Source organism: Aeromonas sp. BIGb0405 (genome assembly GCF_024807335.1).
GTDB lineage: Bacteria > Pseudomonadota > Gammaproteobacteria > Enterobacterales > Aeromonadaceae > Aeromonas > Aeromonas rivuli.
This window is the reverse complement of the sequence record NZ_JANUEP010000004.1, coordinates 256,481-278,009: the sequence shown is the minus strand read 5'-3', so window position 1 is coordinate 278,009 and position 21,529 is coordinate 256,481. Positions and strand designations below refer to the sequence as shown.

The following is a 21,529-nucleotide window of genomic DNA, read 5'->3' as shown; positions in this document are numbered from 1 at the left end:
CAGGATGATGTCAAAATTGTCAGCGAGTACAGCCATTTTGTTATGACTCTCATGGCGCCGCCATCTCTGGGTGGCCGAATGGGAATAAAAACATGGTTGCTCTCAACAGTTTCAGACCTTTTTTGTCGACTGTTCATGTGGATTCAAGGATGTGATGAGCATGATACCACAAGCAAAAACCCCCTCGACAGCAGGCAGAACACTGCAGAAATTTCTGCTCTATCTCATCCTGATTAACTTCGTGCTGATGGGACTCTACATCCTTTATATGGATGGACTGGGTCTGGCGACAAATATGCTGCTGAGCGCCCTCCTCATTCTCTACAACCTGCTGCTTTGTCAGCTTGTTTGCCTGCGAGCACGGCGGGCTGGGGATGGTTACATCATCTATCCCGTGGTCGGTGTGAGCATTGCCTTGTGTACCTTAATCCTTTATCGCTTTATTATTTCGCCCTGAATGGAGGCGTTGCCTCAATGGGTCTCTAATTAATCGCTGTCTTTTTCCAGCAAATAACTTGTGGAAAATCAACTCACTTAATCTGCCCTTATCAGCCGCTGCGTCAATATGTTCCCCGCCGTAAGGATCCTTGCTTGAAAAGCACTTTACTCGTCCTTAAACTTCACAGTGGAGAAAAGTGGATCAAAGTGGTTTTTCTGGGCAAAAGCCCACCATGTGTTACTCATTGGGGATGGCTAATTTGTTGCGTGGTGCTCACGCCATCAGCCTGGATGTCAAAGGGCGACTGGCGATTCCGACCAAATACCGTGATTGGCTGCGCGACGAATGCGACGGCCAGCTGGTCTGTACCATCGATATCGCCCACCCCTGCCTGCTGCTCTACCCCTTGCATGAATGGGAGGAGATTGAGCGCAAGCTGAAGACACTCTCGAGCATGGATCCGGCACAGCGCCGCCTGCAGCGTCTGTTGCTCGGCCATGCGACCGAATGTGAACTGGACGGCAATGGCCGTCTTTTGCTCTCCCAGCCCCTGCGCACTCATGCCGGGCTGGACAAAAAAATCATGCTGGTGGGTCAGCTCAACAAGTTTGAGCTGTGGGACGAGTCCCGCTGGCAACATCAGATCGATACCGATATCGCGAGTCTGCCCGAGGATGACTGGGCTGGCTCGGATCGTTTACAGGATTTCTCGCTATAAATGAGCCAAGCCGCTGAACACATCACAGTGCTGTTGCACGAAGCCGTCGAAGGTCTGGCCATCCAGCCGGACGGCATCTACGTCGACGGCACCTTTGGCCGTGGCGGTCACTCCCGTCTCATCTTGGAAAAACTGGGCCCCCATGGCCGCTTGATCGCGATTGACCGCGATCCCCAGGCCATCGCCGAGGCCGCCAAGATCCAGGACTCCCGTTTCGAGATAGTCCATGGCCCCTTCTCCGGCATCACCGACTACCTCAATGATCGCGGCCTGCTCGGCAAGGTAAACGGCTTCCTGCTGGATCTGGGGGTCTCCTCGCCTCAGCTCGATGATGCAGAGCGCGGTTTCAGCTTCATGAAAGATGGCCCCCTCGACATGCGCATGGATCCGACCAGCGGCCAGAGCGCCGCCGAGTGGCTGGCCAGGGCAGATGTGGATGATATTGCCTGGGTGCTCAAGACCTTTGGTGAGGAGCGCTTCGCCAAGAAGATAGCCCGTGCCATCGTCCATGACCGTGCCACTGAGCCCTATGTGCGTACCCGGCCACTGGCGGAGATGATTGCCAGGGTCAATCCGAGCAAAGAGAAGGGTAAACACGCCGCCACCCGCAGCTTCCAGGCGATCCGCATCTATATCAACAGCGAGCTTGACGAGATAGAGACGGCCCTCGATGGTGCCTTGCAGGCCCTGGCCCCGGAAGGGCGCCTGTCGGTCATCAGCTTCCACTCCCTGGAAGATCGCCTCGTGAAACACTTCATCCGCAAACATGAGAAGGGCCCGGACGTTCCCCGCGGCATCCCCCTGACCGAGTCCCAACTGGCCGGTGGTCGCAAGTTGAAGTCGGTGGGCAAGGCACTCAAGCCTTCTGACCATGAAGTCAGCGAAAACAGCCGTTCACGCAGCTCGGTGCTGCGGGTCGCACAGCGGTTGGCGGATTAACTCATGAGCGAGCCCCGCGTTCACCTCGGCAAGGAGATAATCCAGGACCTTTGGCGCCACAAGCTGCAGCTCGCGCTGGCGGTTGCCGTGCTGGTGACCTCCTTTGCGGTGATCCTGGTGACCAACATGACGCGGGTCATGACGTCGACCCAGAACGATCTCATGGCCGAGGAAGACAGGCTCAATATCGAATGGCGTCACCTGCTGCTGGAGCAGGGGACCCTGGCCGAGCACTCCCGTGTGGCAGCGCTGGCCATGGACAAGTTACAGATGGCTCGCCCCCTGGTGACCACCGAGAAGGTAATCAACCAACCATGAAACGCAAGACGCCCGCCAAGGCGCAGGCCAAAGCCCCGTCACTCTATCCGTGGCGCTTTCGCACCCTGGTGTTCTTCATCGGGGTCGCGTTTATCGGGCTTATCTTGCGTCTGGCCTGGATCCAGGTGATCAACCCGGACAGGTTGCGTCAGGAGGGGGACCTGCGCTCTTTGCGTACCACCTCGACCCAGGCTGTGCGCGGCATGATCACGGATCGGAACGGCGAACAGCTGGCCGTCTCCGTGCCGGTTGAGGCGGTCTGGGCCGATCCCAAGACGGTGCACGAATCCGGCTCCATCCATAACGAGCGGGCCTGGCTGGCGCTCTCCGCCGTGCTGAAGGTCGATATCGATGTGCTCAAGCGCCGTACCGCCAACCCCAAGAAACGCTTCGTTTACTTGCAGCGCCAGGTGACCCCTGCGGTGGCCGAATACATCAAGGGCCTCAAGCTGGGGGGGGTCTTCCTGCGCCCGGAATCCCGCCGTTTCTACCCCACTGGGGAGATCAGCTCTCATCTGGTCGGGGTGACCAACATCGATGGCCACGGCATCGAAGGCATAGAGCGCAGTTACGACCAGTGGCTGACGGCAACCCCTGGGGAACAGCGGGTGCGCAAGGATCGTCAGGGTCGGGTCATAGAGCGGCTCGGGGTGGTGAAAGAGGGCAAGAATGCCAACAACCTGGCCTTGAGCATCGATCAGCGGGTACAGGCGCTGGCCTACCGCGCCCTCAAGCGCGCCACCGATGAGAACAAGGCGACCTCCGGCTCCCTGGTCATGCTGGACGTCAAGACAGGGGAGGTGCTGGCCATGGTCAACACCCCCTCCTACAACCCGAATAACCGCGGTCAGTATCAGAGTTTCCGGGTGCGCAACCGGGTAGTGACAGATACCTATGAGCCGGGCTCCACCATCAAGCCGTTGATATTGTTGAGTGCCTTGCAGGCCGGGGTGACGAGCTGGAAGGATCATATCCCGGGTGGCCCGCTCTATATTGGCGCCAAGCAGATCAGGGATGTCAGCATCCACAGTGCCAACAACCTGTTCGACATACTGCGTTACTCCTCCAACATCGGCATGTCACGGATCGCCTTGCGCATGCCGGCTCAGGAGATGATCAACACCCTCAGCCTGTTCGGGCTTGGCAATGACACCGGCAGCGGCCTGATCGGTGAGAGCCTTGGGATGCTGCCCCAGCGTCGGCGCTGGTCCGATATCGAGCGCGCCACCCTGTCGTTCGGCTACGGCCTGCGGGTGACACCGCTGCAGCTGGCCTCCGCATACGCCACCCTGGCCAATCAGGGCAAGCGGGTGCCCATCTCCACCATCAAGCTGGACAAGGCGCCCAGGGGAGAGCAGGTCATCGACCACAACAACGCCAAGGCCATGATGCAGGCGCTGGAGTTCGTGGTCGACAATGCCATTCCCAAGGCCAAGGTGCCCGGCTACCGCATCGGTGGCAAGAGTGGCACCGCCAAGGTGGCGGTCGCCGGTGGCTATGGCAAGGACTACATGGGCTGGTTCGCCGGCTTTGCGCCAGCCAGCGATCCTCGCTTCGTCATGGTGGTGGTGATCAACGAGCCCAAGGGCAGTGCCTATTACGGCGGCGCCGTTGCCACCCCGCCCTTCGCTGAGGCCATGGGCGGCGTACTCCAGCTCTACAACATTCGTCCCGATGCGGTGCCCAATGCGCCGCCCCCCTCGCTCGCCCAGATGGAGGCCGCCGTTGTCCCTCACACTTGATGCACTCGTGCGCCCCCTTGGCATTGAGGCCCAGGCGCTCCCGCTGACCGACATGCAGCTCGATAGCCGACGGGTCGGCCCCGGCTGTCTGTTCGTGGCGCTCAAGGGGCATCAGGTCGACGGCAGAGAGTTCATCGAACAGGCGGTGGCCCAGGGGGCGAGCGCCGTGCTGTTTGAGGAAGATGGGACATTCGTACCGCCAGCGCTCGATGTGCCCTGCATCGGCCTTGGCGATCTGCCCGCCAGGCTGTCGGGTCTGGCCGGGCGTTTCTTCGGGGAGCCTGCGGCGGCGCTGGACTTGATTGGTATCACCGGCACCAATGGCAAGAGCACCACCGCCTTGCTGGTCGCCAACTGGCATAGCCTGCTGGTCGGTGAACAGGGTGGCAAGGCCGCCGTCATGGGCACCATAGGCAATGGTCTGTTTGGCGAGCTGATTGAAGCCGCCAACACCACGGGCAGCGCTCTAGAGGTGCAGGCCAATCTGGCCGCCTTGCGGGACAAAGGCGCCAGTCTGGTTGCCATGGAGGTCTCCAGCCATGGCCTGGTGCAGCACAGGGTGGCCGAGCTGCACTTCGCCGCCACCGTGTTCACCAACCTGAGCCGGGATCATCTCGACTATCACGGCACCATGGCGGCCTACGGCGAAGCCAAGGCGCTGCTGCTCAAGCAGGTCGACGCGCCCCATGCGGTCATCAATCATGATGATCCGCTCGGGTGCCAATGGCTGGCTCTCCATCCCCAGGCGGTGGCCTTCGGCACCCATGGTCCGATTGAAAACCATCCAGGGCGACAGTTGACGGCGCAGGATCCCCAATTTCATCAGCAGGGATTCAGTTCTGCCATTAACTCCAGCTGGGGGAATGGTGTATTATCCGCCCCCTTGCTCGGCCGCTTCAACGTCAGCAATGTGCTGGCCGCCATGGGGGTCATGCTGGTACTCGGTCATGAGTTTGAGCAACTGCTCGTGACCGCTCCCCGCTTGCAGGGGGTGACGGGCCGCATGGAGTGCTTTGGCGGTGGTCAGGTGCCGCTCGCCGTGGTCGATTATGCCCACACACCGGATGCACTGGAGAAGGCATTGCAGGCCCTGCAGGTACACTGCGAGGGTCGGCTCTGGTGCATCGTCGGCTGTGGCGGAGACAGGGACAGTGGCAAGCGCCCCATGATGGCTGCGGTGGCAGAGCAACATGCGGACTGCGTGATCCTGACCGATGACAACCCCCGTACCGAATCGCCGGCCCGCATCATGGCTGACATGGTGGCGGGTCTTGCCGATCCTGACGCCGTGACCATAGAGCACGACAGGGTCAAGGCCATCGAATACGCGTTAGCGCAGGCGAGCAAAGAAGACATCATCCTGGTGGCCGGTAAGGGGCACGAGGATTATCAGATCATTGGTACCGACAAGCGGCACTACAGCGATCGGGAGACCGTCGCGGCCGCCTTGGACACATTAATGGAGTCATTCAGATGATGGCCCTCAGGCTTTCCGACCGGGAGACCGTCGCGGCCGCCTTGGACACAATATTGGAGTCATTCAGATGATGACCCTCAGGCTTGCCGAACTGGCCCTGGTTCTCGATGCCCGCTTGCTGGGCGAGGATGCAGCGATCACAGCGATCAGCACGGATACCCGTACCCTGGGTCCGGGCGCACTCTTCGTTGCCCTGCGCGGTGAGCGTTTCGACGCCCACGATTTTTGTGAGCAAGCCATGGCGGCAGGCGCCAGCGCCTTGCTGGTGGAGCGCGAGCTGCCCCTGGCCATTCCCCAGCTGATCGTGACGGACAGCCTCAAGGGGCTGGGTCTGCTCGGTCGACTGGTGCGGGAACGCGTCAATCCCAAGGTGCTGGCGATCACCGGCAGCTGTGGCAAGACCACGGTGAAGGAGATGGCGACCGCCATATTGCGTCACGAAGGTGAGGTATTGGCCACCGCGGGTAACTTCAACAACGAGGTGGGCGTGCCGCTCACCCTGCTGCGTCTCGAACCGCACCATCAGTTTGCGGTGATGGAGCTGGGCGCCAACCACCCGGGGGAGATTGCCTGGACCACCTCCCTGGCCCGGCCCGATGCCGCCCTCATCAACAATGTGGCCGCCGCCCATCTGGAAGGCTTCGGCTCTCTGGAAGGGGTGTTCCACGCCAAGAGCGAGATCTTCGAAGGACTGAGTGAGCAGGGAACTGCCATCGTCAACGCCGACAACGAGTTCTGGCCCAAGTGGCAGGCGAAAGGGATCCGTTGTGCCTTCTCTATCGAAGATCAGAGCCAGCCGTTCCATGCCCGCAACATCGTACTCAACGGGCAGGGCTGCGCCGAGTGCGTGCTGGTGACCCCGCAAGGGGAAGTAAACCTGACCCTGGCCATCCCGGGTCGCCACAACGTGGCCAACGCCCTGGCCGCCGCCGCGGGCTGCCTGGCACTGGGGGCGTCGCTTGCCTCGGTCAAGGCGGGGCTGGAGCAGATGGCACCGGTCAAGGGGCGCTTCTGTGTACGGCGCTGGGGTGGTCTCACCCTGATCGATGACACTTACAACGCCAGCGTGGAGTCCGTGCTGGCAGGCATCGATGCCCTGACCGCCATGGGCGGTTACAAGGTGCTGGTGTTTGGTGACATGAAGGAATTGGGTGAGGAGTCTGCCGCGCAACATGCACGGGTGGGACGCCACGCCCGGGAGCGCGGCCTCGACGCCGTGCTGACGGTCGGTGAACAGAGCCGCCACACCGCGGATGCCGCAGGTGGTCGACATTTTGATAACAAGGCGTCCCTGTATGACGCGCTGGCACAGATGATAAACACAGAACAAACCATCTCGATTCTGGTGAAAGGGGCGCGGGGTTCGCGCATGGAAGAGATCGTCAACATGGTCGCCGACCATCAGGAGCAAGCCTCATGCTAGTCTGGCTGGCGGAATTACTCACCCCGCACTTCACCTTCTTCAACGTCTTCTCCTATCTGACGCTGCGCGCCATCCTGTCTATCCTCACGGCGCTCGGAGTGGCACTCTGGTTGGGACCACGGCTGATCCGTCGCCTGCAGATCATGAAATTTGGCCAGGTGATCCGCCAGGACGGCCCTGAGTCTCATTTCAGCAAGGCGGGTACCCCGACCATGGGCGGCCTGATGATACTGGCGGCCATCTTCGTCTCTGTGCTGCTCTGGTGTCGCCTCGACAACCCCTATGTCTGGCTGGTGCTGTTCGTGCTGGCCGCCTACGGTGCCATCGGTTTCGTCGATGACTATCGCAAGGTGGTGCGCAAGAATACCGATGGCCTGATCGCCCGCTGGAAATATTTCTGGCAATCCGCGGTGGCACTGATCGTCGCCGTCTTCCTCTACACCACGGCCACCCATGATGGTCAGACTCAGCTGGTGGTGCCTTTCCTCAAGGATGTGATGCCGCAGCTCGGGCTGATGTTCATCCTGCTGACCTACTTCGTCATCGTCGGTACCTCCAACGCGGTCAATCTGACCGATGGTCTGGATGGTCTGGCCATCATGCCGACCGTGATGGTGGCAGGAGGCTTCGCCCTGATTGCCTGGGCGACCGGTAATGTCAATTTTGCCAGCTACCTGCATATTCCTTATGTGCCCTATACCTCCGAGCTGGTGATTGTGTGCACCGCCATCATAGGGGCGGGCCTGGGCTTCCTCTGGTTCAATACCTATCCCGCTCAGGTCTTCATGGGGGATGTGGGCTCACTGGCTCTGGGCGGTGCCCTTGGCACCATAGCCGTGCTGGTACGCCAGGAGTTCCTGCTGGTGATCATGGGGGGCGTCTTCGTGATGGAGACCGTCTCCGTTATCCTGCAGGTTGGGTCCTACAAGCTGCGCGGGGTACGCATCTTCCGCATGGCGCCCATCCATCACCACTACGAGAAGAAGGGCTGGCCCGAGCCGCGCGTCATCGTGCGCTTCTGGATCATCACCCTGATGCTGGTGCTGCTGGGTCTTGCCACCCTGAAGGTGCGTTAATCATGGTCATCATCATAGGTCTGGGGAAAACCGGTCTCTCTTGTGTCGATTATTTCCTCGGCCGTGGTGTGACCCCCCTGGTGATGGATACCCGTCGCAATCCCCCTGGTCAGGATCAGCTCCCGGCCGGGGTTGAACTCATTGAGGGACTGGATGAAGCCTTGCTCACCCAGGCCCATCTGATCGTGGCCAGTCCCGGTATCGCCCTGGCGACCCCCGAACTCAGGGCTGCCGCCGAGCGGGGCGTGGACATTGTCGGCGACATCGAGCTGTTCGTGCGCGAGACCCACACCCCCGTCATTGCCATCACCGGCTCCAACGGCAAGAGCACGGTCACCACCCTGGTCGGCGAGATGATCGCCGAGGCGGGCCTCAAGGTGGGCGTCGGTGGCAACATCGGCACCCCTGCGCTGACGTTGCTCAAGCAGCCGATGGATCTCTGCGTGCTGGAGCTCTCCAGCTTCCAGCTCGAGACCACCCACAGCCTGCGCGCCGTCGCCTCAGTGGTGCTGAACCTCTCTGAGGATCACATGGATCGCTACCTGGGCATGGCCGATTACCGCGCCGCCAAGCAAGAGATCCATCAGCATTCCCAACATATTCTGGTCAATCGGGACGATGCCCTGACCCTGCCCGACGTGGGCGAGCTCTGGCAAAGTTTTGGCCTGGACGACAAGAGTTATGGCCGAACCCTCTGCGAGGGGCGCCTGTGGCTGAGTCTGCATGGTGAGCCGCTCATCGCGGTGGACGAGATGAAGATCGTCGGTGCCCACAACCAGGCCAACGCCCTTGCCGCCATGGCCCTGTGCGACGCCGTCGGCATTCCCCGCGAGCCACAGCTTGCCGTGCTGCGCCGCTTCGAAGGACTGCCCCACCGTGCCCGCTTCGTGCGCGAGGTGGCGGGGGTTCGCTGGATCAATGACTCCAAGGCCACCAACGTGGGGGCCACCCTGGCCGCCGTGGCTGGGGTGCGGGAATCGGTCAAGGGGCGCCTGCTGCTGTTGGCTGGCGGCCAGGGCAAGGGCCAGGATTTTGGCCCTGTGCAAGCGCTGCTCGGCAGCCAGATAGACAAGATGTACTGCTTTGGTCAGGATGCCGACACCTTGCTGGCGCTGGGCGAGCAGACTGAGCGGGTTGACTCCCTCGAGGCCGCCGTCGCCAAGGCCGCAGCCGACGCCAGACCCGGCGACTGGGTGCTGCTTGCCCCTGCCTGCGCCAGTCTGGATCAGTTCAAATCCTTCGAAGCACGGGGCGATCGCTTCACCGAACTGGTACTGATGCTATGAACGCGCCCCTTGCCAGCCTGGACGGGCTTAACCTCTTCACATCCTTCGACGTTCGCGGTGATCGCCTTACCGCTGAACGGGTGATGGCCCTATGAACGCCCTGCGCGCGACCCTGGCTTTCCTGCAACGGATCCTGCTGCCCGCCCGGCCCGGTGCGCTCTACGATCGCCAGCTGGTGGTGCTGGGCTTCTCGCTGATGACGGTGGGGCTGGTCATAGTGGCCTCGGCCTCCATCCCGGAAGGGATTGCGCTGGCCAATGACCCCTTCATGTTTGTCAAACGCCACGGCCTCTTCCTGGTGATGGCGCTCGGTATCTCCTGGTTTGTTTTGCAGGTGCCCATGGCCCGCTGGCAGCAATACAACGGCCCCATGCTGCTGCTCGCCATCCTGATGCTGGTGCTGGTGCTACTGGTGGGACGGAGCGTCAACGGCTCGGTGCGTTGGTTGCCCCTGGGGCCCTTCAACCTGCAACCGGCCGAATTTGGCAAGCTGGCGCTCTTTGTCTATCTGGCGGGCTACCTGGTACGCCGCCAGAACGAGGTGCGCGAGCGGCTCATCGGCTTCATGAAGCCGATGGCGGTGCTCTTCCTGGTGGCCGTGCTGCTGCTGGCCCAGCCGGATCTGGGCTCCGTGGTGGTGATGTTTGTCACCTCGTTGGGGATGCTGTTCCTGGCGGGGGCCCGCATGGGTCAGTTCATCGCCCTCATTCTGGTGGGGGTGAGCGCCGTGGTGACCCTGATCATCGCCGAGCCTTATCGGATGCGGCGGGTGACCTCCTTCCTCGACCCCTGGGCCGACCCCTTCGGCAGTGGCTATCAGCTGACCCAGTCCCTGATGGCGTTCGGCCGCGGCAGCTGGCTTGGGGAAGGGCTCGGCAACTCCATCCAGAAGATGGAGTACCTGCCGGAGGCCCACACCGACTTCGTGTTCGCCATCCTGGGTGAAGAGCTCGGCTATCTCGGGGTGCTCGGCGCCCTCTTCCTGATTTTCGCCCTGGCATACAAGGCGCTCAAGCTGGGCCATCAGGCCCTGGTGGCAGACAAGCTCTATGAGGGCTATCTCGCCATCGGTATCGGCATCTGGTTCAGTTTCCAGACCTTCGTCAACGTGGGTGCCGCCAGCGGCATGATGCCGACCAAGGGGTTGACCCTGCCACTGGTCAGCTATGGTGGCTCCAGTCTCATCATCATGACGGTCGCGGTGAGCATGTTGATCCGGATCGATTTCGAATTGCGCCAGGCCAGTGCCCAGGCGCGCGTGCGGGAGGTTGCGTGAGTAGCAAGACGTTGTTGGTGATGGCCGGTGGTACCGGGGGCCATGTGTTCCCCGGCTTGGCGGTGGCTGACAGGCTCAAGGCACAAGGCTGGACCATACATTGGCTCGGCACGGCGGATCGCATGGAAGCCGAGTTGGTGCCAGCCCATGGCTACCCCATCTCCTTCATCGACATTCAGGGGGTGCGTGGCAATGGCATCAAGCGCTTGCTGGTCGCCCCTTACCGCATCGTCAAATCCATACTGCAGGCGCGTCAGGTACTGAAAGAGATCAAGCCTGATGTGGTGCTCGGCATGGGGGGCTTCGCCTCGGGTCCAGGTGGCGTGGCGGCCTGGTTGTCCGGCATCCCCTTGTTGCTGCACGAACAGAATGCTGCCGCCGGCATGACCAACAAGTTGCTGGCGCGCCTCGCCAAGCGAGTGCTGATGGCCTTCCCCGGCGCGTTTGCTCCCAGCAACCGCACCGCAGTGGTCGGTAATCCGGTCCGCCCGGAAGTGGTGGCGCTGCCGGAACCGGCCAGCCGCATCAGCACTCAGCCCGCCCCTCTGCGCCTGCTCATCATTGGCGGCAGTCTGGGTGCCCGGGTGCTGAATGAACAGGTCCCCGCCGCGGTTGCCGCCGCGGGAGTGCCCATCGAGGTGCGCCACCAGACCGGCAAAGGAAACAGGGAGGCCGTGGCCAATGCCTATGCCGCCCTGGGGCAGGATGCGGAGGTGAGCGACTTTATCAAGGAGATGGCCGATGCCTATGCCTGGGCCGATCTCGTAGTGTGTCGCGCGGGGGCCCTGACCGTCTCCGAAGTGGCTGCCGCCGGTGTGGCGGCCATCTTCGTGCCGCTGCCCCATGCGGTGGACGATCACCAGACCCGCAATGCCCTGACCCTGGTCGATGGTGGCGCCGCCGAATTCCTGCCCCAGGCGGAACTGAGCCCAACCACCCTGGCGGCCCGCCTCAGCTGGCTGGCCGGGCGCAGGGAGATCTTGTTGAACATGGCCAAGGCGGCGCGGCGCGTCGCCATTATCGATGCGGCAGAACGGGTTGCCGATGAGTGCAAGCGGCTCGCCACCGGGCAGAGTGAGAAAGCATGCTGATCAAGATTGCACAGGCCAAGCCATGCAGTCTTACCCCTCAATGTATTGAGGCCGCAGAGCGCGTTGCAGATAAGTGCGCGGGACTGGCGGCAGAGTCAAGAGAGAATTATGAACAAGGTTGAACTGGCAAAACTGCGTACTGTGATCCCCGAAATGCGCCGCGTGCGTCGCATCCACTTTATCGGAATAGGTGGTGCGGGCATGGGCGGCATTGCCGAGGTGCTGGCCAACGAAGGCTATCAGGTCTCAGGCTCTGACTTGGCCAGCAATGCCGTGACAGCGCGGCTTGCCAGCCTGGGGGCGCAGATCTTCGTCGGTCACAGTGCCGAGCATGTGGATGGCGCCAGCGTAGTGGTGGTCTCCACCGCCATCAATACCGACAACCCCGAGCTGCTCGCCGCCCGGGAGCTGCGCATCCCCGTGGTGCGCCGCGCCGAGATGCTGGCCGAGCTGATGCGTTTTCGCCATGGCATCGCCGTCGCCGGCACCCACGGCAAGACCACGACTACCAGTCTGGTCGCCAGTATCTATGCCGAGGCGGACCGGGATCCCACCTTCGTCATCGGTGGCCTGCTCAACAGTGCCGGTACCAATGCGCGACTGGGCAGCAGCCGCTATCTGATAGCGGAAGCGGATGAGAGCGATGCCTCTTTCCTGCATCTGCAGCCCATGGTTTCCATCGTGACCAACATCGAAGCGGACCACATGGACACCTATGGCGGTGACTTTTCCAAGTTGAAAGCCACCTTCATCGAATTCCTCCATAACCTGCCTTTTTACGGTTTGGCTGTGGTATGTGTTGACGATCCCGTGGTCCGTGGCATGCTGCCTGAGATAGCGCGTCCGACCCTGACCTACGGCCTGTCCGATGATGCCGATGTGCAGGTGCTGGACTTCGTGCAAACCACCCATCGCAGCAGCTTCCGGGTATGCCGTAAAGATGCCGGTGAGTTGCAAGTGACTCTGAACCTGCCGGGTGTGCACAACGCGCTCAACGCCGCTGCCGCAATCGCGGTCGCGACCGAAGATGGTGTCAGTGATGGGGCCATCATCAATGCCCTGGCCAAGTTTGAGGGTGTGGGGCGTCGCTTCCAGCAATATGGCGAATTCGAGACCGGGCGTGGCAAGGCCATGCTGGTGGATGACTATGGCCATCACCCGAGCGAAGTGAAGGTCACCATCAACGCCGCGCGCGCCGGCTGGCCCGAGAAGCGTCTGGTGATGGTGTTCCAGCCGCACCGCTACAGCCGCACCCGCGATCTCTATGAAGATTTTGCCGATGTGCTCTCCAAGGTGGACGTCTTGGTGATGCTGGAGGTTTACGCCGCCGGTGAAGAGGCGATCCCGGGCGCCGATGGCCGCGCCCTGTGCCGTTCCATTCGCTCCCGTGGCAGCCTGGAGCCGGTTTTTGTCGCCACGCCGGATGATGTGCCGGCCGTGTTGGCAGATCTCATCGGTGAGGGGGATTTGGTGCTGACCCAGGGGGCGGGCAACGTGGGGGCGCTGGCCCGACGTCTCGGTGAGATGAAATTGAGCGTAGAGAGCATGAAATCCGGCGCCTGAGGGCCTAATGAGTATTTTGACCGCCAAGCCGGGGCCTATATAATGGCGCACCCGGCCCGGCCGGCGGTCTGGTCACGTTTTACGGGGATATGACGGGTGGAGGCAAGGGCACAAGGGCGCACCAAGGGCGGCTTCATCATCGGAGTGACGTTTTTCCTCCTGGTGATGGCGGGGCTCTACCAGAGTGCGCTGGACGTAAAGGATTGGCTGACAGATGCCAACCGGTTGCCCATCAGTGCCTTGCTGGTACAGGGGCAACACCAATATATCAAGGCGGAGGAGTTGCGCAGTGCCGTGCTGGATGGCGATGCGCCCCGCAACTTCTTCGAGATGGATGTGAATGCCCTGCAGACACGTCTGACGGCATTGCCCTGGGTCGCCCAGGTGTCGGTACGCAAGAAGTGGCCCGACAAGATCAAGGTCTACCTCACGGAGCAGAAGGTGGCGGCCCGCTGGAATGGCGACCGATTCATCAATGCCAAGGGTGAGCTGTTCAGTGCACCAAATCGGGTGAAGAGCCCCTTGATGCAACTGTCCGGCCCTGATGACCAGGCTGCCAAGGTGCTGGAGAACAGCCACCACTTTGAGGCGCAGCTGGCAGAGCGTGGTTACAAGCTCAGTGCGGTCAATCTGACCCCACGTTATGGCTGGGAACTGACGCTGGATAACAATATTCAACTGTTTGTGGGGCGCTCGGATATGGCGCTCCGTCTACAGAGATTTATCGATGTCTTCCCGATCATCGAACCCCGTGAGCAAGTGGCTTATGTGGACCTTCGATACGACACCGGGATGGCGGTTGGCTGGAAGAAGAACGAAGAGAAAGCGCATGACCAAAACCGCAGATAGAAATCTGATTGTCGGGCTGGATATCGGCACCACCAAGGTGGCGGTTCTGGTGGGCGAAGTGCTGCCGGACGGTGAACTCAATGTCATCGGTATGGGCAGCCATACCTCTCGCGGCATGGACAAGGGCGGGGTCAACGATCTGGATTCCGTGGTCAAGTCCCTGCGCCGAGCCGTGGAAGAGGCCGAGATGATGGCCGACTGCCAGATTAGCTCCGTCTATCTGGGTCTGTCTGGCAAGCACATTGATTGCCGCAACGAGACCGGCATGGTGCCCATCTCCGACGAGGAGGTGACTCAGGAGGACGTGGACAACGTCATCCACACCGCCAAGTCGGTGCGTCTGTCCGATGAGCTGAGGGTGCTGCACGTGCTGCCCCAGGAGTTTGCCATCGACTACCAGGAGGGCATCAAGAACCCGGTCGGTCTGTCCGGGGTACGGATGGCCGCCAAGGTGCACCTGATCACCTGCCACAACGACATGGCTCGCAACATCGAGAAGTGTGTGGAAAAGGTGGGGTTGAGGGTCGATCAGCTGATCTTCTCCGCCCTGGCCTCCAGCTACGCCGTCTTGACCGAAGACGAGAAAGAGCTGGGTGTCTGCGTGGTCGACATCGGTGGCGGCACCATGGACATGTCGCTGTTTACCGGCGGTGCCCTGCGTCACACCAAGGTGATCCCGTATGCCGGCAGCACTGTCACCAGCGATATCGCCTACGCCTTCGGCACACCGCCGCTGGACGCCGAGGCCATCAAGGTGCGCTACGGCTGCGCGCTGGGCCGCCTGGTCAGTAAAGAAGACAATATTGAAGTGCCCAGCGTCGGTGGACGCCCGGCCCGCAGTCTGCAACGACAGACCCTGGCCGAGGTGATAGAGCCGCGCTACACCGAGCTGCTCTCCATGATCAATGACGAGCTGGTGAAGGTGCAAAGCGAATTGAAACAGCAGGGGGTCAAGCATCAGCTGGCCGCCGGTTTGGTACTGACCGGTGGTGCGGCCCAGATCGAAGGCATAGTGGAGTGCGCAGAGCAGGTATTCCAGTGTCAGGTCCGGGTCGGGGAACCCATGAATGTGCGCGGATTGAGCGATTACGTGCAGGCGCCAGTCTACTCGACCGCGGTCGGGTTGCTGCAATACGGCCGTACCCATCAATCCACAGGCAGTAGCAACGATTATACCGCCAAGGCAAGTGTCGGTGGGCTGGTCAAACGGGTCAGCAACTGGTTGCGTGGCGAGTTCTAAAAGATTTTGCTGAGTCAGGCAAATAAAGCGGAGAGACAACATGTTTGAATTTATGGATAGCCACACGGACGAAGCTGTCATCAAGGTGATAGGCGTGGGTGGCGGCGGCGGCAACGCAGTCGAGCACATGGTTCGTCAAAACATCGAAGGTGTTGAATTCATCACCATCAACACCGACGCCCAGGCACTGCGTAACTCCAGTGCCAACACCACACTGCAGATCGGCAGTGGTATCACCAAGGGACTGGGTGCCGGAGCCAGCCCGGATGTGGGTCGTGAAGCCGCCCTGGAAGACCGTGAAGCACTGCGTGAGCTGCTGACCGGTTCCGACATGGTATTCATCGCCGCGGGCATGGGCGGTGGTACTGGTACTGGCGCGGCCCCCGTCGTGGCTGAAGTGGCCCGCGAGATGGGCATCCTGACCGTCGCCGTGGTGACCAAGCCGTTCTCCTTCGAAGGCAAGAAGCGGATGGGCTTTGCCGCCCACGGCATCGAAGAGCTCTCGAAGAACGTCGACTCCCTGATCACCATCCCCAACGACAAGTTGCTGAAGGTGCTGGGCCGCGGCATCTCCCTGCTGGACGCCTTCAAGGCGGCCAACGATGTGCTGCTGGGTGCGGTACAGGGCATTGCCGAGCTGATCACCCGTCCGGGCTTGATCAACGTCGACTTCGCGGATGTGCGTACCGTGATGCGTGAGATGGGTACCGCCATGATGGGTACTGGTTCCGCCTCCGGGGATGACCGTGCCGAAGAAGCTGCCGAGAAAGCCATCTCCAGCCCGCTGCTGGAAGACGTGGATCTGGCCGGTGCCCGTGGCATCCTGGTCAACATCACCGCCGGCATGGACATGACCATCGAAGAGTTCGAAACCGTGGGTAACGCGGTCAAGGCCTTCGCCTCCGAGAATGCCACCGTGGTGGTGGGTACCGTAATCGACCCAGAGATGCAAGACGAGCTGCGGGTGACCGTGGTTGCGACCGGTATCGGTGCCGATCGCAAGAGCGACATCACGCTTGTGAAAAACAACATGGTACAAGAGCGTCCGGCCCGTCAGCCCCTGATCAGCGAAGCCCTGCAGTCTCGCGTGATGGAAGAGGCCCCGGCCAAGGCGGTGAATGCCGAGCCACAAGCTCGTCGTGAGCCTGATTATCTGGATATTCCGGCTTTCCTGCGCAAGCAGGCAGACTAAGCCTCTAACGGGGCTGGTTTGTTTGTTGTTTAAGGAATGTGCTAAGATGGCCCGTCAACGACCATCTGGTCCGGAATTTAGCTGTGGATACGCCCATGATTAGACAAAGAACCTTGAAAACGAGTGTCCAGGCCACTGGTGTGGGCCTGCATTCGGGTCGGAAAGTCACAATGACATTCCGTCCGGCACCTGTGAACACAGGGATCGTTTACTTGCGTACCGATCTGGATCCTGTGGTGGAATTGCCAGCAAATGCTGACCAGGTGCGGGATACCGTACTCTGTACTGCGTTGGTCAACGAAGCTGGTGTGCGTGTTTCCACCATAGAACACCTCTCCGCCGCCTTGGCCGGAATGGGGATCGACAACCTCTATGTCGAGGTTGATGCTCCCGAGATCCCGGTCATGGATGGCAGTGCGCACCCCTTCATCTACCTGCTGCAGGAAGTCGGGATCCGCGAACAGAATGCGCCCAAGCAGTTTGTGCGGATCAAGCAGAGCATCCGGGTTGAGGACGGCGACAAGTGGGCGGAATTCCACCCCTATCGCAACGGCTTCAAAATGGATCTCGAGATCGATTTCCAGCACCCGGTGTTCGAAGGCCGCAATCAGCGTTGTGTACTGGACTTCTCCGGCGCCTCTTTCGTGAAAGAGATCAGCCGTGCCCGTACCTTTGGCTTCATGCGTGACATCGAGTACCTGCGTTCCCAGAACCTGGCCTTGGGCGGAAGCCTGGAGAATGCCGTGGTGCTGGATGACTATCGGGTGCTGAACGAAGATGGTTTGCGCTACGAAGATGAGTTCGTCAAGCACAAGATGCTGGATGCTATCGGTGACCTTTATATGTGTAACCGCAGCATCATCGGCGAATTCCGCGCCTACAAGACGGGTCATGCCTTGAACAACAAACTGCTGCGTGCCTTGCTGGCTCAGCAGGAGGCATGGGAACTGGTGACCTTCGAGGGTGAGGGCGACAAAGCGCCCATCGCTTACTACGATAACGGTCTGGTTCTAGCCTGATAGCTGTGCAACAGGACGTCGGTCATCTCTCCGCACCGACGTCCTGTCATTCTTGTTTACATCCCGATACCGATACTCTCCCGGTTTTATTTTCGTGGTGGCAACTCGCCTCACCCGACCGAGCAGATTGAATTTCTATGAGCATTACCCTGATCCTCAATGGCAAGCAGCGGCGCAAGCTGCACTTCCCCAAACAACGTCTGGCCTGGGTCGGCGGTCTCTTTCTTTCTATTCTGGTGCTGGGTTGTGTCCTGTTATGGCAGAGCTGGCATCAGAAGATGGCCGCCCTCGAGCTGGCGCTGGTTCAAGCAGAGCAGCAGCAGGCGAGCCAAACTACCGATCAGGCCCGTGAGCAACTCGCCATGCTGGCGGCTCAGGTAGGCACCATGCAGGGCCAGCTGGGCAGGCTCAATGCCCTCGGCGAGCGCCTGACCGAACAAGCCGAGCTCGATCCCGACGAATTCAACTTCAAAGAGCTGCCTCCCATGGGCGGCCCCTCCTATGATGCCGATCTGGAGGTGAACCTGGACGAGCTGCAAAGCTCCATGGCTCACCTCAGCAAACAGCTCAGCAGTCGTGAAGAACAGCTGTCAGTACTTGAATCTTTCATGCTCAATCACCATATCACTGACGCAGGCTTTATTTCCGGCTCGCCGGTCAAGCAGGAGCGGGTCTGGATAAGCTCCGGTTTCGGTGGCCGGGTCGATCCGTTCAACGGTCGGGCCAAGATGCACAAAGGTGTCGATTTTCGCGGCAAGCCGGGCACGCCCATATTGGCAACCGGGCCCGGCATAGTGAGCTGGTCGGGTCGGCATCCTGAATTTGGCAACATGATTGAGATCAATCATGGTAATGGCCTGGTGACTCGCTATGCCCACAACTCCAAGTTGTTGGTGGAGGTGGGCACGCTAGTGGATCAGGGTCAGCAGATAGCCCTGATGGGACGCACCGGTCGCGCGACCGGGGTCCATTTGCATTATGAAGTGTTGAAAGACGGTCGTCAGGTCAACCCCAGTCAATTCCTTACTGCCAGACGGGGTTAGGTTTTTTTCTCTCCAGTTCCAGCGACGGAACCTTATAACCAGAAACAGTTGGTACCCATGATTAGCACACTGCTTACCAAGATTATCGGCAGCCGGAACGACAGAACGCTCAAGGCCCTGCGCAAAATAGTAAAACAGATCAATGCAATGGAGCCTCAGTTCGAGGCGTTGTCTGATGCTGAACTGCAGGCCAAGACGGCCGAGTATCGTCAGCGTCTGGATCAGGGCGAGACCCTGGAGCAGCTGCTGCCGGAAGCCTTCGCCACGGTGCGTGAGGCTTCGCGCCGCGTGTTTGGCATGCGCCACTTCGACGTCCAGCTGATCGGCGGCATGGTGCTCAACTCCAACCGCATCGCCGAGATGAAAACCGGTGAAGGTAAGACGCTTACCGCTACCTTGCCGGCGTATCTGAACGCCCTGAGTGGCCACGGCGTGCACGTGGTGACGGTGAACGACTATCTGGCCAGGCGTGATGCCGAGGCGAACCGCCCGCTGTTCACCTTCCTCGGCCTGACCGTGGATTGCAACGTGCCTGGCATGGATGCATCCCAGAAGCGTGACGCTTACGCCGCCGACATCACCTACGGTACCAACAACGAATTCGGTTTTGACTACCTGCGCGACAACATGGCGTTCTCGCCGGAGCAGCGCGTGCAGCGCCCTCTCAACTATGCCCTGGTGGATGAGGTGGATTCGGTGCTGATCGATGAGGCGCGTACACCGCTCATCATCTCGGGCCCGGCGGAAGATAGCTCCGCCATGTATATCCAGATCAACAAGCTGATCCCGCTGCTGGTCAAGCAGGACAAGGAAGACTCCGAAGAGTACACCGGCGACGGTCACTACACGGTCGACGAGAAGAACCGTCAGGCTCTGCTGACCGAGAATGGTCAGATCTTCGTGGAAGAGCTGCTCAAGAAGGAAGGGTTGCTGGCCGAGGATGACTCCCTGTTCTCCGCCACCAACATCAGCCTGCTGCATCACGTCAACGCCGGTCTGCGGGCTCACACCCTGTTTGAGCGCAACGTCGATTACATCGTGCAGAAAGACGAGATCGTCATCGTCGATGAACACACCGGCCGTACCATGCCGGGTCGTCGCTGGTCCGATGGCCTGCATCAGGCGGTCGAAGCGAAGGAAGGGGTCAAGATCCAGAACGAGAACCAGACCCTGGCCTCCATCACCTTCCAGAACTACTTCCGTCTCTATGACAAACTGGCGGGCATGACGGGCACTGCAGATACCGAAGCCTTTGAATTCCAGCAGATCTATGGTCTGGATACCGTGGTCATCCCGACCAACAAGCCGATGGTACGCAAGGACATGGGCGATCTGGTCTACCTGACCGCCCAAGAAAAATACGGCGCCATCGTCGAAGACATCCGTGGTTGCGTCGAGCGTGGTCAGCCGGTGCTGGTCGGTACCGTCTCCATCGAGAACTCCGAGCTGCTGTCCGGCATCCTGACCAAGGAGAACATCCCGCACAAGGTGCTGAACGCCAAGTTCCACGCCATGGAGGCGGAGATCGTCGCCCAGGCCGGTCAACTCGGCGCCGTCACCATCGCCACCAACATGGCCGGTCGTGGTACTGACATAGTGCTGGGGGGCAACTGGCAGGCCGAGATTGCCGCGCTGGAGAACCCGACCACCGAACAGATCAGCGACATCAAGGCCGCCTGGCAGGTTCGTCACGATGAAGTGCTGGCCGCCGGTGGCTTGCACATCATCGGTACCGAGCGCCATGAATCCCGCCGGATCGACAACCAGCTGCGCGGCCGTTCCGGTCGTCAGGGGGATCCGGGTTCGTCCCGCTTCTATCTCTCCATGGAAGACCAGCTGATGCGTATCTTCGCCTCTGACCGCGTCACCGGCATGATGAAGAAGCTGGGCATGGAAGAGGGCGAGGCCATCGAGCACCCATGGGTGACCAAGGCCATCGAGAATGCCCAGCGCAAGGTGGAGGGTCGCAACTTCGACATCCGCAAGAACTTGCTCGAGTTTGATGACGTGGCCAACGACCAGCGCAAGGTGGTCTACGAGCAGCGTAACGAGCTGCTGGAGACCAACGACATCTCCGAGACTATCCACATCATCCGTGATGACGTCTATGGCGCCGTGATTGACGAATACATTCCGCCCCAGTCTCTGGAAGAGATGTGGGACGTGCCCGGCCTGGAGGCCCGTCTGGCCGCCGATTTTGGCCTGGTCCTGCCCATTCAGCAGTGGCTGAGTGACGACGACAAGCTCTACGAAGAGAAGCTGCGCGAGCGCATTCTGGACGAAGCGAACCAACTCTATGCCCGCAAGGAAGAGCTGGTCGGTGTCGATGTGCTGCGCAACTTCGAGAAGGCCGTGATGCTGCAGACCCTGGATGGTCTGTGGAAGGAGCATCTGGCCGCCATGGATCACCTGCGTCAGGGTATTCATCTGCGCGGTTATGCCCAGAAGAACCCCAAGCAGGAGTACAAGCGTGAATCCTTCGACTTGTTCACCCAGATGCTGGAGACCCTCAAGCGCGACGTGGTCAGCATACTGAGCCGGGTTCAGGTACAGGAGCGGGATGTCGAGGTGATGGAAGAGCAGCAGCGCCAGCAGGCGGAAGCGACTCCCCGTACTTACACCCATGCTACCGCCGATAACCAGCTGGCCGACGAAGAGACCCAGGCCGACGCGGCACCGGTTACCTTCGTGCGGGACGAGCAGAAGGTGGGCCGCAACGATCCTTGCCCCTGCGGCTCCGGCAAAAAGTACAAGCATTGCCACGGCCAGTTGACCTGAGTCGTCAATCAGTCATAAGGAGGCGGGCCCAGTGCCCGCCTTCATTTTGTTAAGGGCCCG

At 60.6% G+C, this 21,529-nt stretch carries 18 protein-coding genes; all 18 read left to right on the top strand.

All coding sequences use genetic code 11. The features are described from left to right. The first annotated feature begins 160 nt into the window (after positions 1–160). The 18 genes from M2366_RS12505 to secA all read left to right on the top strand — a co-directional run bounded on the left by M2366_RS12505 (position 161) and on the right by secA (position 21,469). The gene (locus tag M2366_RS12505) at positions 161–457 is read left to right on the top strand and encodes a hypothetical protein (protein WP_042041823.1); all 297 of its coding nucleotides are present in this window, start codon (positions 161–163) and stop codon (positions 455–457) included. Between the two features lie 241 nt (positions 458–698). Next, positions 699–1,157 carry a division/cell wall cluster transcriptional repressor MraZ gene (gene mraZ, locus M2366_RS12500; protein ID WP_042041821.1) on the top strand — a complete coding sequence of 153 codons (459 nt, stop codon included), beginning with the start codon at positions 699–701 and terminating at the stop codon, positions 1,155–1,157. Further along, positions 1,158–2,096, top strand: a complete 939-nt coding sequence (rsmH, locus tag M2366_RS12495) for a 16S rRNA (cytosine(1402)-N(4))-methyltransferase RsmH (protein WP_042041819.1) — start codon at positions 1,158–1,160, stop codon at positions 2,094–2,096. It begins immediately after the preceding gene. 3 nt (positions 2,097–2,099) lie between these two features. After that, positions 2,100–2,414 (top strand): cell division protein FtsL, encoded by a 315-nt coding sequence (gene ftsL / locus M2366_RS12490; RefSeq protein WP_042041817.1) that lies wholly within the window; start codon positions 2,100–2,102, stop codon positions 2,412–2,414. Continuing rightward, complete coding sequence (locus M2366_RS12485) at positions 2,411–4,156, top strand: penicillin-binding transpeptidase domain-containing protein (protein ID WP_224431921.1); 1,746 nt, start codon at positions 2,411–2,413, stop codon at positions 4,154–4,156. The genes ftsL and M2366_RS12485 overlap by 4 nt, the downstream gene beginning before the upstream one ends. Then, on the top strand, positions 4,140–5,633 hold the full coding sequence (murE, locus tag M2366_RS12480) for a UDP-N-acetylmuramoyl-L-alanyl-D-glutamate--2,6-diaminopimelate ligase (RefSeq protein ID WP_259269872.1): 1,494 nt from the start codon (positions 4,140–4,142) through the stop codon (positions 5,631–5,633). Before M2366_RS12485 ends, murE begins: the two co-directional genes overlap by 17 nt. Positions 5,634–5,700: 67 nt before the next feature. Next, on the top strand, positions 5,701–7,056 hold the full coding sequence (murF, locus tag M2366_RS12475) for a UDP-N-acetylmuramoyl-tripeptide--D-alanyl-D-alanine ligase (protein WP_224431923.1): 1,356 nt from the start codon (positions 5,701–5,703) through the stop codon (positions 7,054–7,056). Beyond that, positions 7,050–8,132, top strand: coding sequence for a phospho-N-acetylmuramoyl-pentapeptide-transferase (gene mraY / locus M2366_RS12470; RefSeq protein ID WP_042041811.1), 1,083 nt, complete (start codon positions 7,050–7,052; stop codon positions 8,130–8,132). Before murF ends, mraY begins: the two co-directional genes overlap by 7 nt. Positions 8,133–8,134: 2 nt before the next feature. Then, on the top strand, positions 8,135–9,418 hold the full coding sequence (murD, locus tag M2366_RS12465; RefSeq protein WP_259269871.1) for a UDP-N-acetylmuramoyl-L-alanine--D-glutamate ligase: 1,284 nt from the start codon (positions 8,135–8,137) through the stop codon (positions 9,416–9,418). Between the two features lie 91 nt (positions 9,419–9,509). Further along, positions 9,510–10,694: a cell division protein FtsW gene (gene ftsW, locus M2366_RS12460; RefSeq protein ID WP_042041809.1), complete on the top strand. Its 1,185-nt coding sequence runs from the start codon at positions 9,510–9,512 to the stop codon at positions 10,692–10,694. Next, positions 10,691–11,785 (top strand): undecaprenyldiphospho-muramoylpentapeptide beta-N-acetylglucosaminyltransferase, encoded by a 1,095-nt coding sequence (gene murG, locus M2366_RS12455; protein ID WP_259236844.1) that lies wholly within the window; start codon positions 10,691–10,693, stop codon positions 11,783–11,785. The genes ftsW and murG overlap by 4 nt, the downstream gene beginning before the upstream one ends. 108 nt (positions 11,786–11,893) lie before the next feature. Next, positions 11,894–13,348 (top strand): UDP-N-acetylmuramate--L-alanine ligase, encoded by a 1,455-nt coding sequence (gene murC, locus M2366_RS12450; RefSeq protein ID WP_259269870.1) that lies wholly within the window; start codon positions 11,894–11,896, stop codon positions 13,346–13,348. A 96-nt stretch (positions 13,349–13,444) separates the two neighbouring features. Then, positions 13,445–14,197, top strand: a complete 753-nt coding sequence (locus tag M2366_RS12445; RefSeq protein ID WP_224431925.1) for a cell division protein FtsQ/DivIB — start codon at positions 13,445–13,447, stop codon at positions 14,195–14,197. Next, positions 14,178–15,437 carry a cell division protein FtsA gene (ftsA, locus tag M2366_RS12440; RefSeq protein ID WP_042041806.1) on the top strand — a complete coding sequence of 420 codons (1,260 nt, stop codon included), beginning with the start codon at positions 14,178–14,180 and terminating at the stop codon, positions 15,435–15,437. Before M2366_RS12445 ends, ftsA begins: the two co-directional genes overlap by 20 nt. Positions 15,438–15,477: 40 nt before the next feature. Beyond that, on the top strand, positions 15,478–16,629 hold the full coding sequence (gene ftsZ / locus M2366_RS12435; RefSeq protein ID WP_005891146.1) for a cell division protein FtsZ: 1,152 nt from the start codon (positions 15,478–15,480) through the stop codon (positions 16,627–16,629). A gap of 95 nt (positions 16,630–16,724) precedes the next feature. Further along, the gene (gene lpxC / locus M2366_RS12430; protein ID WP_042041805.1) at positions 16,725–17,648 is read left to right on the top strand and encodes a UDP-3-O-acyl-N-acetylglucosamine deacetylase; all 924 of its coding nucleotides are present in this window, start codon (positions 16,725–16,727) and stop codon (positions 17,646–17,648) included. 137 nt (positions 17,649–17,785) lie between these two features. Beyond that, a complete protein-coding gene (locus M2366_RS12425; RefSeq protein ID WP_259269869.1) occupies positions 17,786–18,691 on the top strand; it encodes a M23 family metallopeptidase in 906 nt (301 codons plus the stop codon). Between the two features lie 57 nt (positions 18,692–18,748). Next, the gene (gene secA, locus M2366_RS12420; RefSeq protein WP_259269868.1) at positions 18,749–21,469 is read left to right on the top strand and encodes a preprotein translocase subunit SecA; all 2,721 of its coding nucleotides are present in this window, start codon (positions 18,749–18,751) and stop codon (positions 21,467–21,469) included. Positions 21,470–21,529: the final 60 nt, after the last annotated feature.